This is a genomic window from Glycomyces sp. L485 (assembly GCF_022548875.1).
GTDB lineage: Bacteria > Actinomycetota > Actinomycetes > Mycobacteriales > Micromonosporaceae > Glycomyces.
On sequence record NZ_JAKZEW010000024.1, the window covers coordinates 12,218 to 29,636 of the forward strand.

Annotated in this window: 16 protein-coding genes and 1 pseudogene; 6 read left to right on the top strand and 11 right to left on the bottom strand. The window is 67.9% G+C overall.

The genetic code is table 11. The features are described from left to right. Positions 1–92 precede the first annotated feature (92 nt). From L0U85_RS12970 to L0U85_RS12985, 4 genes are all read left to right on the top strand, one after another. Positions 93–1,646 (top strand): hypothetical protein, encoded by a 1,554-nt coding sequence (locus L0U85_RS12970; protein WP_241378183.1) that lies wholly within the window; start codon positions 93–95, stop codon positions 1,644–1,646. 249 nt (positions 1,647–1,895) lie between these two features. After that, the gene (locus L0U85_RS12975) at positions 1,896–2,099 is read left to right on the top strand and encodes a helix-turn-helix domain-containing protein (protein WP_241378184.1); all 204 of its coding nucleotides are present in this window, start codon (positions 1,896–1,898) and stop codon (positions 2,097–2,099) included. A gap of 211 nt (positions 2,100–2,310) precedes the next feature. Beyond that, on the top strand, positions 2,311–2,412 hold the full coding sequence (locus L0U85_RS12980) for an AURKAIP1/COX24 domain-containing protein (protein WP_081687713.1): 102 nt from the start codon (positions 2,311–2,313) through the stop codon (positions 2,410–2,412). 43 nt (positions 2,413–2,455) lie between these two features. Further along, positions 2,456–2,773 (top strand): DUF2516 family protein, encoded by a 318-nt coding sequence (locus tag L0U85_RS12985; protein WP_241378185.1) that lies wholly within the window; start codon positions 2,456–2,458, stop codon positions 2,771–2,773. Positions 2,774–2,848: 75 nt separating this feature from the next. On the opposite strand, the gene htpX is transcribed toward L0U85_RS12985, so the two are convergent. From htpX to nuoK, 5 genes are all read right to left on the bottom strand, one after another. Further along, positions 2,849–3,706, bottom strand: a complete 858-nt coding sequence (gene htpX, locus L0U85_RS12990; RefSeq protein WP_241378186.1) for a zinc metalloprotease HtpX — start codon at positions 3,704–3,706, stop codon at positions 2,849–2,851. 70 nt (positions 3,707–3,776) lie between these two features. Then, positions 3,777–5,174 carry a proton-conducting transporter membrane subunit gene (locus L0U85_RS12995; protein ID WP_241378187.1) on the bottom strand — a complete coding sequence of 466 codons (1,398 nt, stop codon included), beginning with the start codon at positions 5,172–5,174 and terminating at the stop codon, positions 3,777–3,779. Further along, positions 5,175–6,587, bottom strand: coding sequence for an NADH-quinone oxidoreductase subunit M (locus L0U85_RS13000; RefSeq protein ID WP_241378188.1), 1,413 nt, complete (start codon positions 6,585–6,587; stop codon positions 5,175–5,177). It abuts the gene before it with no gap. Further along, positions 6,578–8,350: a proton-conducting transporter membrane subunit gene (locus L0U85_RS13005; protein ID WP_241378189.1), complete on the bottom strand. Its 1,773-nt coding sequence runs from the start codon at positions 8,348–8,350 to the stop codon at positions 6,578–6,580. Before L0U85_RS13005 ends, L0U85_RS13000 begins: the two co-directional genes overlap by 10 nt. Next, positions 8,347–8,670, bottom strand: a complete 324-nt coding sequence (gene nuoK, locus L0U85_RS13010) for an NADH-quinone oxidoreductase subunit NuoK (protein WP_241378190.1) — start codon at positions 8,668–8,670, stop codon at positions 8,347–8,349. Before nuoK ends, L0U85_RS13005 begins: the two co-directional genes overlap by 4 nt. Positions 8,671–9,336: 666 nt before the next feature. Between nuoK and L0U85_RS13015 the strand changes: the two genes are divergently transcribed. Together L0U85_RS13015 and L0U85_RS13020 are read left to right on the top strand one after the other, a co-directional pair. After that, positions 9,337–9,657 (top strand): hypothetical protein, encoded by a 321-nt coding sequence (locus tag L0U85_RS13015; protein WP_241378191.1) that lies wholly within the window; start codon positions 9,337–9,339, stop codon positions 9,655–9,657. 43 nt (positions 9,658–9,700) lie between these two features. Then, positions 9,701–10,393, top strand: coding sequence for a 4'-phosphopantetheinyl transferase superfamily protein (locus tag L0U85_RS13020; protein WP_241378192.1), 693 nt, complete (start codon positions 9,701–9,703; stop codon positions 10,391–10,393). Between the two features lie 76 nt (positions 10,394–10,469). On the opposite strand, the gene L0U85_RS13025 is transcribed toward L0U85_RS13020, so the two are convergent. The 6 genes and pseudogenes from L0U85_RS13025 to L0U85_RS13055 form a co-directional block, all read right to left on the bottom strand. Continuing rightward, positions 10,470–10,946 (bottom strand): hypothetical protein, encoded by a 477-nt coding sequence (locus L0U85_RS13025; RefSeq protein WP_241378193.1) that lies wholly within the window; start codon positions 10,944–10,946, stop codon positions 10,470–10,472. A 47-nt stretch (positions 10,947–10,993) separates the two neighbouring features. Further along, a complete protein-coding gene (locus tag L0U85_RS13030) occupies positions 10,994–11,830 on the bottom strand; it encodes an RNA pseudouridine synthase (RefSeq protein ID WP_241378194.1) in 837 nt (278 codons plus the stop codon). A 56-nt stretch (positions 11,831–11,886) separates the two neighbouring features. Further along, a pseudogene (locus L0U85_RS21345) lies at positions 11,887–12,280 on the bottom strand (ectoine synthase). A 159-nt stretch (positions 12,281–12,439) separates the two neighbouring features. Continuing rightward, entirely contained in the window at positions 12,440–14,242 is a 1,803-nt protein-coding gene (locus L0U85_RS13045) for an ABC transporter ATP-binding protein (RefSeq protein WP_241378197.1), read from the bottom strand. A gap of 36 nt (positions 14,243–14,278) precedes the next feature. Continuing rightward, the gene (locus L0U85_RS13050; protein ID WP_241378198.1) at positions 14,279–16,042 is read right to left on the bottom strand and encodes an ABC transporter ATP-binding protein; all 1,764 of its coding nucleotides are present in this window, start codon (positions 16,040–16,042) and stop codon (positions 14,279–14,281) included. After that, positions 16,039–17,406, bottom strand: coding sequence for a condensation domain-containing protein (locus L0U85_RS13055; protein ID WP_241378199.1), 1,368 nt, complete (start codon positions 17,404–17,406; stop codon positions 16,039–16,041). The genes L0U85_RS13050 and L0U85_RS13055 overlap by 4 nt, the downstream gene beginning before the upstream one ends. Positions 17,407–17,419 lie beyond the last annotated feature (13 nt).

The following is a 17,419-nucleotide window of genomic DNA, read 5'->3' on the forward strand; positions in this document are numbered from 1 at the left end:
ACAACATGCCCTAGGCCGCGTTGCCCTCGAGGGCGTCACTCTGCACAGTTGACGGTTCGCGAAACCAGCGTCCGGAGACTAAAGTTGCGAAGGTGACTCAAGCCCCCGAGGAGTTCCCCCCGGAGCCGCCCCCAAGCCGTCTCGGTGAGACGACCCCGTCCGCCCCGCCGGAGTCGCCGAGGGTCCCCGCCCAGCGGCTCTCCGCCGACGGCACCGTGACGCCGGCCCCGGTCGGGCCGCCCCCTCCGGTGGAGATGGCCTCGCCGACGGCGCCGCCGGTCTACCAGGTTCCGCCGGGCTACTTCTGGCCCCGCCCCGAACCGAAGCGCTCGCGGCTGCGCACCGTCGTGGTCGTCATGGCCCTGGTCGCCTCCTCGGTCCTCGCCGGGGCCCTGGTCAACGGCTGGCGGCCCGCGATGCCGAGCGCCGAGACCGGCGTCATCGAAGGCGCTCCGGTCGCGCCCGGCGAAGGCACCATCCCCAGCCCCGGCCCGGACGCCTCGGCCCCCGAGGTCCTCGCCTACCTCAAGGAGCAGTCGCAGCTCGTCCTCGACGCCCACGCGCAGTCGCTCGTCGACGGCAGCCGCGACGGATGGCTCGCCGCGTTCGATCCGACGCTCCACGGCCGGATGACCACCCGCTACGAGACCCTGCGGGCCATGCAGGTCAGCCGCTTCGACTACCGGATCACCTCCGGTCCGCTGGAGGACAGCTCCGGGGCGGTGCCGCTGTACGAGATCGGCGTCGCGGTCACGCACTGCTTCGCCGAGCCCGCCGACGAGTGCTCCCCGGCCGACGTCGTCTTCCGCACCTTCTGGCGCGCCGGCGACGACGGCATGGTCATGGTCGAGGTCGAGAACTCCGAAGGCCAGGACGGGCCGCACCCGTGGGAGACCGACGAGCTGGTGGCCGCCGTCGGAGCCCGCACCGTCGTCGCAGCCCCGGCGCACATGTCCGACCGGCTCCAGGACGCCCTGGAGATCTCAGAGGAGGCCGCCCTCAACGCCGACGAGTGGGCGCTGTGGGAAACCCCCGACCGGTACGTCGTCTACATCTCCGGAAACGAGGAGTTCGAGGTCTGGTTCGGCGGGATGTTCGAGACCGACGACGTGCTCGGCTTCGCGCTGCCGCTCACCGGCACCGTCGCGGGGGAGCGGCAGCCCTCCACCTACGCGACGGTCATGAACGTCGACCGCACCGGATGGGGCTACGACCTGACCTCGGTCATCCGCCACGAGCTCGGCCACGCAGTGACCCTGTGGGGCGCGCCTTCGGAGCGGTACGCGAACGACACCTGGTGGATGGTCGAGGGCATCGCCGAGTACATCGACCACGGCGACCGGCCGGTCGACGACTACGACCGGATGTGGGACGTGGGGAACTACGTGGAGGACGGCGGCTGCTCCAGCGACATCGTGCCGCCCGACGAGGACGACGACACTCTCGCCGGCTCGGGGAAGTACGGTTGCGGGTTCCTCGGTGTTCACTACATGATCGACACCTACGGTGTCGACGAGTTCGCCGCCTGGTTCGACGCGACCGCGCGCCAGGGCGAGTCGGCAGCGGGGACTGCCGAGGACGTCTACGGCAGGAGCTACGCGGATCTGATGGACGAGATCACCGACTTCATCGCCTCCACCGCCTGAACAGGGCAGGCACCGAACGATCCGACCGAGGAGATCACGGACTTCACGGCGCAGATCAGGCGAGACCGCCTGTTGCCCAATGAGCCGGACTGTCGTAACATGAGCAACATCCCGATCGAAAGACATCAACGTCACGGACAGTGACGACCGATTAGTTTCGGTTCATATGGGCATTCGCGTCCACCGCACCTCTAACACATCACAGAACCCCACGTCCTCGCAACAGCCCTCAACAGAACGGTGAGACATATGAGCGAACCCGGGGACCTCCTCGACGAGGTCAAGTTTTTGACGGTGACAGAAGTGGCCGAGCTGATGCGCGTCTCGAAGATGACCGTGTACCGGCTCGTCCACAACGGTGAGATCGCGGCGGTGCGGGTGGGGCGCTCGTTTCGCGTTCCCGAAAGCGCCGTGAAGACCTACCTCTCCGAAGCACTCCGGACCGAAGACTGACCGAGTGCCTCGGAGAAACAGACCTCAAGGCCGAGCCTTTCGGACCATGGGATCTCCGATCCGGGTTCGGTTACCGACCACCGGGCCCCGTCCGTGCGAACCGCTGTGACGGGGCCTTCGGTTGCTCGCGCCCGGCTCGGTGTCCGCTCCGAACGCGAGCTAGGCTGGTTGGGCTCAAACCAACGTCTACGGATATCTGTGAGGAAGCTGTATGGGCTCGGTCATCAAGAAGCGACGCAAGCGTATGGCGAAGAAGAAGCACCGCAAGCTGCTGCGCAAGACCCGCGTGCAGCGTCGCAAGCTCGGCAAGTAACCGAGCCGACCGGTTCCTGAGTTCCTGCGGGTAGGGTGGGGCAATGCCAGAGATCGAAGCCGCCGCGTTCGCCTTCGAGGTCCGCAACTGGGCCTGGATGATCATCGGCTACGGAGCCGCACTCCTGTCGCTCATCGCGTCTGTCCACTGCGCCGTCCAGAAGCCCGAGGCGTTCAACGCCATCGGCACCTTGACCAAGGGGACCTGGCTCGGACTTCTGGTCATCAGCTTCGGTCTGGCACTCATCTTCGGCGGATTCGGCCGCCTCGGCCTGTTCGGCCTCGTCGCCCTGTGCGCCGCGCTCGTCTACCTCCTCGATGTCCGCACCGGCATCAAGGACATAGGCGGCAGCGTCTACTAGCGCTTCGGCGTCGCCAAGACTCAGCAGCTGTGCCCCGGCGCGGGCACAGCTGCCTTGCCGTGTCCGGTGAACGGCTCAGCGGATGACTCCGCGAGCCATCTCGCGCAGGCGCGCCACCCGCTGCTCGGTCGGCGGGTGGGTCGAGAACAGGCTCGAGAAGCCGCCGCGCAGCGGCGACTCGATCATCAGGTGCGCCTCGCTCGCCAGCGGGCTGTCGCCCCTGGCCGGCATCCGGTCGACCCCGGCCGAGATCTTCTGCAGCGCGCTCGCCAGCGCCAGCGGGTCGCCGGTGAGGCGCGCGCCCGAGGCGTCGGCCTCGTATTCGCGCGAGCGGCTGACGGCCATGCGGATGAGCCCGGCCGCGAGCGGACCGAGCAGCATCGTCAGGATGAGCACGAGTGGGTTGGGCCCGTTGCGGTCCCCACCGAAGATCGGGATGAACCAGGCGATGTTCGCCAGCGTCGTGATGATGCCCGCGAGCGCCCCGGCGACCGATGAGATGAGGATGTCGCGGTTGTACACGTGCGATAGCTCGTGGCCGAGGACCGCCCGCAGTTCGGCCGGGGTGAGGATCCGCAGGATCCCGTCGGTGACGGCCACGGCCGCGTTCTCGGGGTTGCGGCCGGTCGCGAACGCGTTGGGCTGCGGGGTCGGTGCGACGTAGAGCCGGGGCATGGGCTCCCCGGCCCGCTGCGAGAGCTCCCGCACGACCGCGTACAGCTGCGGCGCCTGGGCCTCGGAGACCTGCCGGGCCTGCATGGAGCGCAGCGCGATCTTGTCGGAGTTGAAGTAGGCGTAGACGTTGATGCCCACGGCGATGAGACCGGCGATGATGACGCCGGTGGAGCCGCCGAAGGCGTAGCCGATCGCGATCACCAGCGCCGTCAGCGCGCCGAGCAGGACCGCGGTCTTGAGGCTGTTGCGGTGTTTCATGGTCCCTCTTTCCCCATTCCGAGGACTAAACGCCTTTTCGACGGCAAGTATTCCTCGCTGACCTGGGAGTTCACTGCGAGAACGAGGTGAATTCCAGCACGGCCTGCGGGGCGAGGCTGACCGCGACCAGGGCCGCGCCGATCGCCAGGACCGCGAGCCCGTACCGGTCCTTCGCCCCTTCTCCGCCCCGGGAGACCAGGACGGTGCGGGCCAGTGGCAGGTAGTAGGCCAGGCCCACCACGGCTCCGGCCACGACGACGACCGCGAGCCACACCGCGGAGGACGCGAGCCATTCCAGGACCGCGATCTTCGCGAAGGTCCCGGCGAGCGCGGGCGGCAGTCCCGCCAGTCCGATGACGGCGATGACGAAGACGGTCGAGGCGCGGGGTGCGGCCCGGAACAGTCCGCCGAGGTCGGCGATCGCCCCGCCGTCGTGTTCGCGCATGGACGTGAGGGAGGCGAACGCCCCGGCTTCCATGAGCACGAAGAACACCGCGTAGGCGAGCGCCGCGGAGGCCGCGGCGGCTTCGCCGTCCCTCCCGGTCGCTGCGCTGAGCGCTCCGAGCGGCGCGAGCACGTAGCCCGCGTGCGCGATCCCGGACCAGGCCAGCACGCCGACGGTGCGGCGCTGCACCAGAGCGCCGACGTTCCCGACCGCGATCGAGGCCACGGCGATCCCGGCCAGGACGATCCCGGCCACCGTCCCCGCGGACGGGGCGAGAGCGAAGTGGACGACCCAGACGACGGCGACGGCGCCGCCGAGCTTGGACGCGCTCGCCAGGTATGTGGCGATCGGCAGCGGTGCGCGTTCGAGGACCAGGGGCGCCCAGGAGTGGAGCGGCGCGGCGGCGAGTTTGAACGCGAGTCCGCCGAGGAGCAGCGCCGTCCCGGCGGCGACGAGTCTGGTGTCGGCGCCGTCGAGGTCTTCGGAGAGTGCGGCGAAGTGGACGGAGCCGCCCGCGGCGTAGAGCAGGGCGGCGCCCATGAGCGCGGTCGACGAGGCGGTGATGGAGGCGATCAGGAACGTCACGCCGGCTTCGGCGCCGGCGCGCCCCGGTTTGGCGACCAGGAGGTACAGCGGGACGGTGAGCGTTTCGAGTGCCACGATGAGCGTGATGAGGTCCCGGCTTGAGGCGAGTGCGATGCCGCCGGAGGCCGAGATCGCCAGTAGGAAGAAGTACTCGCTCTCCCGGCTGCCGCTGATCGCGGCGACCAGCACGGTGATCCCGGCGAACAGCGCGGCGAGGCCCATGGAGGCGTCGTCGGCCGCGAAGGAGTGCCACTCGCCGACCGCGAAGGTCTCTCGTGTCGGTCCGAACGCCAGCCACACCGCCGCGGAGCCCGACGCCGCGAGCCCGGCCATTGCGGCGGCCTTAGCGAAGCGCCCGGCGAACAGCGCGGCCGCGGCCGTGGCCGCCGCCAGGTAGAGCGGCAGCAGCGCGGCGTGGTCGATCGCCTGGGTCTCCATCTACAGCACTCCCGTCGCGAACAGGTCGAGCAGCGGGCCGGGGACGAGGCCGAGCAGGAGCGTGGCAGCCACCAGCGGGGACCAGATGGCAAGTTCGGCGGTCGAAGCGCCCTTGATGCCCACGACCGCCGGCGTGGGCTGACCGTGGCTGACGTACTTGAGCATCCGCAGCAGATAGGCCGCGGTCAGGAACGCGCCGAGCGCCGCGGCGACGGCGAGCCCGAGCCAGGGGCCGCCCCGGTCGGCGGCGGCGTAGACCGTGAACGCCTCGCCCCAGAACCCGGCCAGGCCCGGCAGTCCGAGCGAGGCGAGAGAGGCGAACCCGAGCACACCCGCGAGCGCGGGCGCGGCTAGGCGCAAGCCGCCGAGCTCGGCGAGCTGACCGGTGCGGGTGCGGTCCTTGAGGGCCCCGGCCAGGAAGAACAGGAGCGGGGTGATGAGGCCGTGGGCGAGGTTGGCGAACAGTGCGGCCCGGATCCCGGCCTCGGTACCCGTCGCGAAGGCGAGCACCACGAACCCCATGTGCCCCACCGAAGAATAGGCGATGAGTCGTTTGATCTCGGCCTGCCCCAGACACACCAGGCTTGCGACGACGATGCCGATCGCCCCTAGCACCGCGAGGACCGGGGCGGCCTCGGCGGCGCCGTCGGGGGCGATGCCGCCGGCGACGCGAATGAGGCCGTAGGTGCCCAGCTTGAGCAGCACGCCGGCGAGCAGCACCGAGCCGACGGTGGGCGCGGCGGTGTGGGCGTCGGGCAGCCACGAGTGCAGCGGCCACAGGGGCGCCTTGACGGCGAACCCGAGCGCGAGCAGGACGAAGACGGTCAGCGAGAGCCGCTCGCTGACGCCCCCGGCGGCGATGATGTCACCGAGGTCGGCGGTGCCGGCATCGGCGATCGCCGCGAACAGGCCGGTGGCCATGAGCAGCGACCCGGCGATGGTGAAGAGCGCGAACTTCGCCGCGGCCCGGCGGCGGGTGCGCTCGTCCCCGTAGCGGTACACGACGGCCCACATGGGCAGCAGGACCGCCTCGAACGCGATGAAGAACAGGACCAGGTTCTCGGACAGGAACACCGCCGTGGAGGCGCCTTGGACGGCGAGCAGCAGGGCCGTGAGCGTGGGCTCCCCCGACCGGGCGTTGTGCACGCAGCAGAGCACGCCGAGCAGGGCCGTGAGCATCGCCAGCGGCCACGAGACCCCGTCGACGGCCAGGGCGAAGTCCAAGTGGATCCCCGGGGCCCAGGCGAAGTGGACCTCATGCCACCAGAGGTCGCCGCGCCCGAACGGGAGCGCCGCGACCGCCCCGAATGCCAGGACCGAGCTGAGGACGCCGATGTCGTGCCAGCGGTACCGCCAGGCGAGCACCGCCCCGAGGAAAGGCAGCGCAACAGCGGCAATGAGGACTACGCCCACAGGCTCACTCCGATCGCGACTACGGCGACGAGCAGCGTTCCGGCCACGCTGATCCGCAGGTACCCGACCAGCCCGCCCCGGTGGCCCGCCTCGGTCCAACGGGCGGCGGCCACGGTCGCGCGCGCCGAGCCCTCGACGACCGTCCGGTCAACCAGCTGCTCGTCGAGCAGCCGCGCCGCACCTGTCGCGACCCGCGCGGCAGAACGCGCCGTCGAGGTCGCCACGGCGTCGCCGTAGACGCCCTCGGCGAACAGGCCTCTCGTCCTCCCGAGCAGTCTGCTCGGGTCGCGGGCCCTGTCGCGCCACCACGAGTCGCCGACCAGGTAGAGCCCGCCGGCGCTGGCGATGAGCATGAGCGCCATGAGGTCCAGGTGCAGCGCGGGCAGGCGGAGCGGCCCGGCGAAGTACAGGACGCCGACGCCCACGGTGCCGATCGAGAGCGTCCACAGCCCGATCGCCTCGGGCCGGGGCGTCGCATGCCGCGCCTCGGCGCCGCCGCGCCAGAACAGCAGCAGCCATAGTCGAGCCGAGTAGGCGGCGGTGATGATCGAGCCGACGACACCGGCCCAGAACACGACGACGCCCGCAGCGGTCGCGGCCTCGGAGGCGGCGCCGAGCACGGCCTCCTTGCTGTAGAACCCGCCCAGCGGCGGCAGTCCGACCATCGCGGCCAGGCCGATCGTCATGGACCAGAACGCCAGCGGCGAGGAGCCCGGCCGCAGACGCGTGGTCCGGAACGAGCCGTCGGTGGCCGCCATGTGGATCACGACCCCGGCGGTCAGGAACAGCAGCGCCTTGAAAGCCGCGTGCGCGAGCAGGTGGAACAGGGCGGTGTCGGCGGCGGAGACGGCGACGGCGGCGAACATGAACCCGACCTGACTGATCGTCGACCACGCCAGGACGCCCTTGACGTCGGTGGCCGCGAAGGCGCACAGCCCGGCCCCGACCATGCCGACGGCCGCGACGATCGCGACCACGATCAGCAGCTCCGGAGGCCACACCGGCAGCAGCCTGGCCAGAACGTACGCCCCGGCGGCGACCATGGTGGCCGCGTGGATGAGCGCGCTCACCGGCGTGGGGCCGGCCATCGCCGGAGGCAGCCACACCTGGAGCGGGAACTGCGCCGACTTCCCGACGCACCCGAACAGGATCAGCAGCATCGAGGCGGTCGCGACCCCTGAGGAGACCTCGCCGATTTCGCTGACGCGGAACGTCCCGGCCGAGACGCCCAGGACCATGACACCGAGCACGAACCCGACGTCGCCGAACCGCGTCACCAAGAACGCCTTCGCGGCCGACCCCGGGGCCTCGGGCAGATTCGCGTAGTGCGCGATGAGCAGGTACGAGCAGGCGCCCATGACCTCCCAACCGATCAGCAGGAACACCAGGTCGTCGGCGGCGACCACGAGCAGCATCGCCGCGCAGAACAGGTTCACCTGCGCCGTGAACGGAACGTACCGCGGATCATCGCGCAGGTAGGCGACCGAGTAGAGCTGCACGAGCATGGAGACGGCGGCGCTGGCGACGGCGACCGCTACGGCCGTGGGCGAGAGGTCGAGTGCCGCAAAGACGCGCACCGAGCCGAAGTCGGCCAGGGCGAACGCGGTGACCGGATTGGCGAACCCGGCCGCGACGGCGCACACCAGAGCGGCGGCGGGGGCCCCGACGCCGAGCCAGGCCGCGTGTTCGCGACGCCGCAGCATCAGCCCGGCGAGTCCGGCCGCGGCGGGCAGAGCGACCAGCGCCCACGCGAAGAAAGTCATAAGCGCCGACCCGCCTGTTCTTCCCGCGTCTCCTCGGGTAGGTCGTCGGTGTCGATCGTCGCGCGGGCCCGCCAGAGGTTGAGCACGAGCGCCAGCCCCACGCCCACTTCGGCGGCGGCGATGACCACGATGAACAGCGCGAAGCTCTGCCCGGTGTAGGCGCCGCGGACGACGTCGGTGGTGACCAGGACCAGATGGACGCCGCCGAGCATGAGTTCGGCGGCGGCGAGCTGCATGACGGCGTTGCGTCTGGTGAGGACCCCGTAGAGTCCGATGGCGAACAGCCCCGAGGCGATGACGTATCCGATCACAGGATGCACGGCGCCTCCACGGTGACGTCTAGATCGGTCGTTCGGGGGCACATGGCCTCATCTTGGCCTACGGCACCCCGTCAAGTCCAGCGTTGAGACCGTGTCGATACAACGCATCGACAGGAACGAGCCGGGACGGGTCCCGAACGGGGACGGCGACACCGGGGGAGAAGCGACCCCGAAACAGTGCTGTCGGCCGTCTCCGGAGGCCCGTGCGATGAGGTGGGCCTGCAGGAGGCCTCGCTCGCCGTCCGGCTCGGGCTCCATGACCAAGCGGTCGGCCCTGGAAGGGCCCGAGTTTGTAGATGGTCGCCTGGTAATCCCGGCAATGGTCGCGGGGGTGTTGGCGGGAGTGGTGTCGGGCAGATGGTTGCTCTGCGCCAAATGTCCCCCTCAAAGGTCGAGGTTGACCGAGGAAGGCGTGACCTTCCTGGAGGTGCCCGAGCACGAACGCCGCCACGGCGGTCCCATCGCTGAACAGTTCCCCTGGAACGAGGCAATGGCGAAGGCCACCAAGGTCGCCAACACATAACCCGGGCAGGCACCGATCGGAGCCCGTTCCGGACCGCGGCTACCCAGGATGATGCTGTGACGGCCGGGCCATCGAGCGCCTCATGATTTGCCCGGTTTACGCTAGGCTGACCGCAGCCGACACCCCCATGGACGGAGCCCCGCTTGCCCTCAGTCGACGCCCTCGCCGCCGCGATCCGCGCCGCCCTGGACCAGACTCGCCACCTCATCGCCGCGATCGCGGCCAGCAGCGAGTCAGCCGACGAATGCCGCGGCCAGCTCCGCGCTCTCAGCGCCGAGAGGAGCGCGAATCAGCTCGGCGCGACTGTCGACCGCCTTGAGGAGGGCCACGCCCAAGCTAAGGCGATTGCCGACCGGATCGAAGCCACACTTGCGATGGTCGAAACGGCCCGGTCCGGATCCAACGGCGGCAGAGCCATGTCTTCCCCGGTGGGCACTTCGACTTCAGCCGTCACTGGGCTGTGATAGTCCTCCTGGTCACCGATCGTGATCGGCCGCAGGCGGGCTAATGATCGATCTGGCAATCGCCCGCGCGGGCCTTCTGGACGAAACGACGTTCGAACACCTGAGGGCCGCTGTACCAATCGAGCGGCAGTTCAAGAGCGACCGCTTTCACCGACAGGAAGATCGGTACACGAGTGTGGTGGCGTTCTCGTTGCTGCAGTATCTCTGGCAGGAACGAGTCGGGATCCCTCTACCCGAAGTCGTCCTCGGGACGTTTGGCAAACCTCAGTTCCAGGGACCTTGCGGCTGGCACTTCAACTGGTCGCATGACGACTCGGTCTGCGCATGTGCATTGGCTCCCATGCCGATCGGTGTTGACGTACAGTCGCGTATACCTTTCGACGAGGGTCTCTTCGAGCAGATCGCCGCCCAGGGAGAGCGCCGCTATCGAGACCGATTCTTCCGGGAGGATGATCTCAGCCCCTTGTGGACCCGAAAAGAGTCCGTAGTTAAGCGTACCGGGCTAGGCCTAACGACCCCGCTGAGGAACGTCGACACGCTCGCGACCGCGGACATTGCCACTTTCTCTTACGAGATGAAGGATGTCCATCTCAGCATCAGCGCGGAAGGACTGAGCGAGCAGACCCTGCTATCCCGACTTCGCATCCGCGATGTCCGCCCGAACCCGGGTTCCGCCGGATGGAGGGCAACGCCCGGCGAGCAATGCCTGCGCTACCTCGCCATGCGCTCATCCTGAACTGATCGAGCAGCAGATAGGGCATTCCCTCCGGTCTCCCGAACTAGAGCATGTCACCGTTAGGGATGCGCGTGAATCACTCGACGAGGACATCGAAGCCTTCCATCCCAAGGGCCAATAGCACTTCACCGAGCTTACCCTGGGCGTACCGATCGAAGCCGGCGAAAGTGCTCCGTCCCGCCAGCATTCGTCCGTGCTTGGCAGACTCACGTCCCGCAAGCGCCCCCGGAATCATCGTCGATGCGAAGTCAGAATAGACGTCGCAGTGCGGCCGTAATACCGGGTCTCCGCCGTTTCGCCTGGCGTGAACGTACTCCGTGAGAGCGGTGAGGCCGCGGATACCCTCAATAAACGCAGCATTCGTATCCATTTCGATCCCGAATCTCCTCTCGGTCCCACTGACGGCTGCAGTTCTGAATTCCAGATCCGTTTCCAACAACTCGATCAGCGCCATTTGGTCGCCGATGGAGTGCGGTCGCCCCGTCTCACGAGTAATCTCTAACAGGAGGGAAAGAATCTGGTCTCGCAGTGGACCACGTGCATCGCTGGTCATCCTGTCACCTTTCAAGAACGGGGACCGAGCCTCGATAGGTATTGAAATCACTTTTCTTTGATGGATAGGCTCTGGAGTACGTCCAGGTACACCGAATCGAGCTCCGAGAACCTGTCTCGGGCGTCCGCGATGATGGTCGAGACTGTGCCTGGATCCGATGCTCTTTCAATGGGGGTCCAAAAATCGTTTCCTGGGGCCGCGGTCAATGAAGTCTTAGAATCAGAAGTATCGGACATTTGAAACGTCAACGCCCATGAATGGAGTGCGGTTCGTTCGCCTCTAGCGGCTGCCTTCTTATCGAAGAGAGGATCTCCGTTGATGGGGTGCCCGATCCAAGCGAGATGCACCCGGATTTGGTGTCGGCGCCCCGTGACAGGGCGGAGAAGGACTACCGAATTCGACTCGGTTTCGAAGAGCCGCGCAAAAATGGTCTGTGAGGGATAGCTTCTTACATGCTTATAGACATCGAAATCGCGGACATACCATCGATTACTTTCTTCATCATGTCGAATGTCATCGCGAAGCGCAGCAATCCTGACGCGCGCGTTGCTGGCCGTCATCACGGGAAGATCTATGACGCCGAATTCTGGGAGATCCGTTGATTTCGTGATGGCCAGGTACGCCTTCAAGACCGAACGCTTCGCAAACTGCCTAGTAACAGTGCCGTGAAATTTGGAATTCTTAGCAAGGAGAATCAAGCCCGAAGTCGCCTTATCTATTCGATGTATCGGATTCACGTATTCTCCAGCCTCCTTGGCGAGACGAAGAAGGTCGGTCCCCGATCTCTCCCCTACCACGGAGATCCCAGCAGGCTTATTCAATGCCAGTAGATCGCGATCCTCAAACACAAGCGAATCGGCTCGAAGCCGCTCCCACGGTTCCATTAATTGACACCTCCTTCGTTGATCATATAACTTCTGCGCGAAGAGTCGTTTCTAGGTCAGGTGTCGGAATCGAGCAAGAGCGGGTAGACACCGTCGGCATCGTGGACCTCCTGGCCGGTGACCGGCGGGTTGAACACGCAGATACAGCGCAGATCCTGCTCGATCTCAAGGGTATGGCGCTCGTGTCCGTCGAGGACGTACATAGTGCCGGGGGGCGAGGTGGTGCACCTCGCCGATTTCCAGGTCGCGGAGCGTCCCTGCGCCTTCGATGGCGTAGACGGCCTCGATGTGGTTGGCATAGTGCATGGTCGTGGAGGTCCCGGTGAACAGGACCGTGTCGTGGAGAGAGAACCCGGCACCGTCCCGGGCGAGGAGCAGGCGGCGGGAGCGCCAGGTTCCCGCCGCCCGGTCCCTGTCGCCCCCTTCGACATCGGCGTCGGTACCCACCAGGTCTGTGATTGGCTCGACGGCGGTGGTGAACACCGTGGGCCAGCTGCGACAGTATGAGCGGACCTGCGATTCGACCTGTTCGAAAACCTGCATCATCTCTCGGAAACGCTCGAAGGAATATGGTCGGAGCTCAATGACCTGTGGGAACTGGACCGTGGATCAAAGGTTGTGCCACCGCTTCCACAGCGACGCGTAGCGGCCGGCTTGCGCCAACAACTCGTCGTGAGTGCCGCATTCAGTGATGCGGCCGTCCTCGACCACGGCGATCCGGTCGGCGTCGTGCGCGGTGGCGAGCCGGTGGGCGATGCTGACGACCGTCCTCCCGTCGAGGACACGGTTCAACCCCGCCTCCACGGCGCTGGCGGCATGCGGGCTGAGCATCGACGTCGCCTCGTCGAGCACGACGACCTCGGGCGAAGCCAGGACGACCCGGGCCAGGGCCACCTGTTGAATCTGCGCCGGCGACATCGGGCGCCCGTGGTCACCCACCTCAGTGCTCAAACCGTCGGGCAAGCCTGCCGCCCAATCTCGGGCTCCCACGGCATCCAATGCGGCCTCCAGGTCGGCATCAGTGGCATCCGGCACGCCCAACCGCAGATTGCTGCCGAGCGTGTCCGCGAAGAGGTGGAACTCCTGCGTCACCAGCATCACGAACCTCCGCAACTCGGCGGAGCCGAGGCGGGTGGACGGGATGCTGCCCATCAATACCGAACCTTCATCGGGCGGCTGCACTCCCGCCAGCATCCGGGCCAAGGTGGACTTTCCGGCTCCGGTCGGCCCCACCAAGGCCAGCCTCTCGCCACGGCGCAGCGCGATACTGACCTCCCGCAGCACCGGCCGACCAGGAATGTAGCCGAAGCCGACCCGGGACAGCTCGATGACGGGATCGGCCGACCGATCCATCACGGCGTCGGGAGGGATCGAAGCGGCAGCAGTAGTGCTCGCTTCCAACGCAGGCGAGGGCCGCTCCCCGCCGATCGCGATGAGGCGCGACAGTGAGACCAGCCCACGCTGGACTCCCTCCATGCTGCGGATGACCTCGATAGCCGGTGCCGCCGCCATTTGCATGAGAAGCACCATGGTGGTGGTCTCGGCTAGTCCGATGCGGCCGGCGGCGACCAGGCTGCCGCCCAACAACAGCGTGACCACGCAAGGCAACAGCACCGAGAAGTCGAGCACCGGGTAGAGCACCTTGCGCAGGCGAACCGTGTGGGCGTAGGTCGCGCGGACGTCGTCCATGACGCGCTCGGTCTGGGCCAGACGCCGCCGCTGCCAGCCCAAGGCCTCCACGGTGCCGACGCCGTCTGCCGTCTCCGACACAGTGGAGGTGAGCTCGGCGATGCGCTCCTGCATCGCATGGAACGCCTCTGACGCCCTCGGCAGATACCACCGCATCGCCAAAACCAAGAGCGGCACCACCACCAGGACGGAAGCCGTCAGCAAGGGCGAGATCCACAGCGCCGCCGCCAGATAGACCATGAGCGTCACCGAGTTGGTGAAGAATCGCGGCGTGAAATCGGTCATGCCGACGCTGACCTGATCCACATCGAGCGTTGCGCGCGACAGGAGCGCTCCGGTGCCGGCACGCTCCACCTGAGCGAGCGGTAGCGAGAGTGTCCGGCCGATGAACTCCTCACGCACCTCGGCGAGCACCAGTTCGCCGAGAGTGAAGACACTGCGCACGGCAGCCCAGGTCAGGAGCGCCTGAGCGAGGAGGGAGGCCACGACTGCCGCCAGCTGCCAATCGAGTGCGCTCGACGGGTCCGGCCCGGCACCTCGGAGGAACGCCGCGAGGTCCGCAGTCATCTGCCCCAGCAAATACGGCACGACGAGCGCGGCCAGTGCGGCGGCGACGGTCAGGGCGCATGACGTGGCGAACTGCGTGGCATGTCGCCGCATCAGGAGCTCGCGCACGTAGGCGCGGGTGCGCTGGGGGGTGGCAATGGGCAGCGTCTCAGTCATGAGTCGTCCAACTCTTCCGCAAACCTTGTGGGGTGCTCACCGGCTCGTCGCACGGCGGTATTCGGCGTGGCGAATCAGCTCGGCGTGGGTGCCTTCGATGATCGCGGTGCCGCCGTCGCCGTCGCCGAGGAACACAATGCGATCGCATGAGGCGAGGAGCTGTGGTGCGCTGGTGACGACCACGGTGGTGGAACCGGCGCGGTGCCGGGCGAGCCGATCGGCGATGCGCGCCTCGGTCTGGGCGTCGCAGGCCGACGCCGGATCGTCCAGGAGGAGGATGTCGGCCCGGGTCAGCAGCGAGCGGGCGAGCAGCAATCGCTGCCGCTCGCCGCCGGAGTAGTTCCGGCCCCGCTCTTCCACGACGAGGTCGAGATCGAAGCTGTCGGAGGGGGGAGCGTCGTCCTCGAGCCGGGACGGGTCGACGCCGACGATGTCGACGGCCGACGCGGCATGCAGGGCGGCCATGATCTCGGTGTCGCTCCTCGATCCGTCCACATCGAGCTGCTCGCGCAGGTTGCCGCTGAACAGCCGCGTCCGGACAGAAAGGAGGTGTATGCGTTGGCGGACGATGCGAGTCGGGAACGAGGTGAGTTCCAGGTCCCCGATGCGCGCGGGGTGCGAGGGGTGCTCGAGCCCGCTGAGGCGGTCCAGCAGTCCGTCGAGCAGCCCGGCGGACGTCGCGGTGACGCCGGTCAGCCTTCCGGGTTCGACGACGACTCCGGTCGTCGGGTCGATCAGGGGGGCCGCCTCGGGCCATTGCGGCTCGCGGCCGCCGGGCTGCGACCCAGGCTGGACAGCCTCGGCTGCGCCGGTCACAGCGGTGAGGCGCCGGGACGCGACTACGGCTTTGGTCAAGGCGTCGACGGTCATGATGGTGAACGCCAGCGGACGTGTCAGGAAGATCAGGTAACCGAACAGGGCCGCGAACTGGCCGGCGCTGATGGTGCCCGCCAGCGCCAGCCGGATGCCGAGCCACAACAGGGCGATGAGCAGCACGCCGGGCAGTACCGTCTGGGCGGCGGCCAGCAGGGCGCCGGTGTGTCCGGCCCGCACGCCGGCACGAAGGGTGGCCCTGGAGGCGTCCCGGTACCGGCGAACGAAGTGGGCCTCGCCGCCGACGCCTCTGAGGACCCGCAGGCCGGCAACGGCGTCGGTGGCGATGTCGGTCTGCTCGGCGATCCGCTGTCGAAGGACGTCCTGCCGGGCTTCCAGCCGCAGGAAGATCGGCCGCAGCGCGGCGAACATTGCGGGCATGCCGACACCTACGGCGAGTACGAACATCCACGACTGGCTCGCGAGCAGTGTCACGGCGACGCCGAACGCGAAGAGCGAGGCGCAGAGCATGCCGATGTTGCCGACGAACATGCCGAAGGTGAACGCGTCCGATGCCGCGATCGTGACGACCTCGCCGCGGTCGACGCGCGAATGCAGTGGGGAGCCGATCCTGAGGACGCTCTCCACCAGGCACTTCTGCGAGCGCAGAATGGCGTCGACGATGCTGCGGATGACCACGATGTGGCTGAGGATGCCGCTGAGGGTGGCCATGCCCACGACAGCGGCGAGCGCCAGTGTCCATCGGTGCAACTGGTCGGCGTCCCCGGCGACGACGCCTTCGTCGAGCGCCCGGCCGACAATGTAGGGGATGAGCTGCTGGGTGCCGAGGAAGAGACAGGAGATGACCGCGCCGAGCACGATGGTGCGCCATTGGGCGCGGACGAGCCACCCCAGCACGGCGACGGCCGGGCGGGGGTGGGCTCCGGGCCTGTCGTCGGCGGCGAGCCCGAGCGGAGGCGCCGTCATGCGCGGCCCGTTTTCGCCTGGTCGACGGACCCTGACACATGGTCGAGAAGCTGACTCTCCAGGGCGTACAGGTACTCCTCGATGTGCTCTGGCCGCAGATGGGTGGTGTCGGCGAGCAGCGACAGCCCTGCGGCGTCGGCTGAAAGCAGGAACGTGATCTTCTCCTCGCGCCGCTTCATGACCCATTCGAATCGGGGTCCGGGTGCCTCGGCACCCCGTAGCGCCTGCACCGTCTCAGCACTCGGCGGCGCCGTCGACGTCGGCGAGGCGGCGTGGTTGACGGCCGCGTCCACGGATAGCGCGTAACCGCGTTCCGCGACGACCTCATCCTTGATGCGGACGAGTTCCGGCGGCCAGAAGTGGGTGCAGCGCATCGTGTTTCTCAGTTCCATCTGCGCATCGCGGGCGACCGCCTCAAGTGGACGGACTGGATCGCGGAGCAGCACGGGGATGTCCTGCGCGAAATGCCCGACGGCCTGCTGCGTTCGGATCTGGAATCGGTTGAACGTGCGCATCGCCAGACCGAACTCCGTGACGCCGGTCAGCCGGTGCAAGGTGTGGAAGGCGGCTGCCAGCAGTACCGCCGATGCGCTGACGCCCCAGCGTCCGGCGAGCGCTTGGGAGGCCGGGTCGACTGCTGCGGATCGCAGCCAACCCGCCCAGTAGCGTTCCGGCTGGGGGGCATGCCGTTCTACGGGGAACAGCCGCTCGGGGAAGTCGCGCAGTCGGCTTCTGAGGAAGTCCGCGGCTCGGGCTCTCTGGGCGATGCCGTCCGGTGAGGCCTCGTAGGCGACTTGGTCCAGCGGCTGCCACGCTTCACTGACGGGCGATGCCGCTTCGTCGGCGAGCCGCTCACTGAGCTGTTCGAGCAGCACGCGGGTACCCCACCGGTCCGCTACGAGATGGCTCATCGCCAGCACCACATGGGTCGGCCGGCCGGCCTGGCATACGACGGAGATCCTGACGGGCAGGTCCACGGCGAGGTCGAATCGACGGGCGGCGCTCTCCTCGGACACCGACTCGGCGACGCCTGCGGTGGGCCTGTCCCCCGCTTCGACGACGCGAAGCGGGACCGTGCCACGCGGCACGACGCGCTGCACGGGCTCGCCTTCGGCGTCGACGGTGAACGCGGTGCGCATTGACTCGTGCGTCTCGATCAGGCGTCGCAGCGCGGTCCGCACCGCATCCAAGGTGCGGCCGGGCGGCACCTCCAGGACCTGCTGCAGGTTCAGGTGCTCGTCATGAGGGCTGAGGTCGGCGATGATGTCCCACATGTACCGCTGACCGGCGGTCAGGGGGCCGCTTCGCGGCGGGCTCTGTGCGGCGAACTCGATGAGCCCGTCTCGGTTTCCGGTGTTGGTCATGTCGTACGCGTCC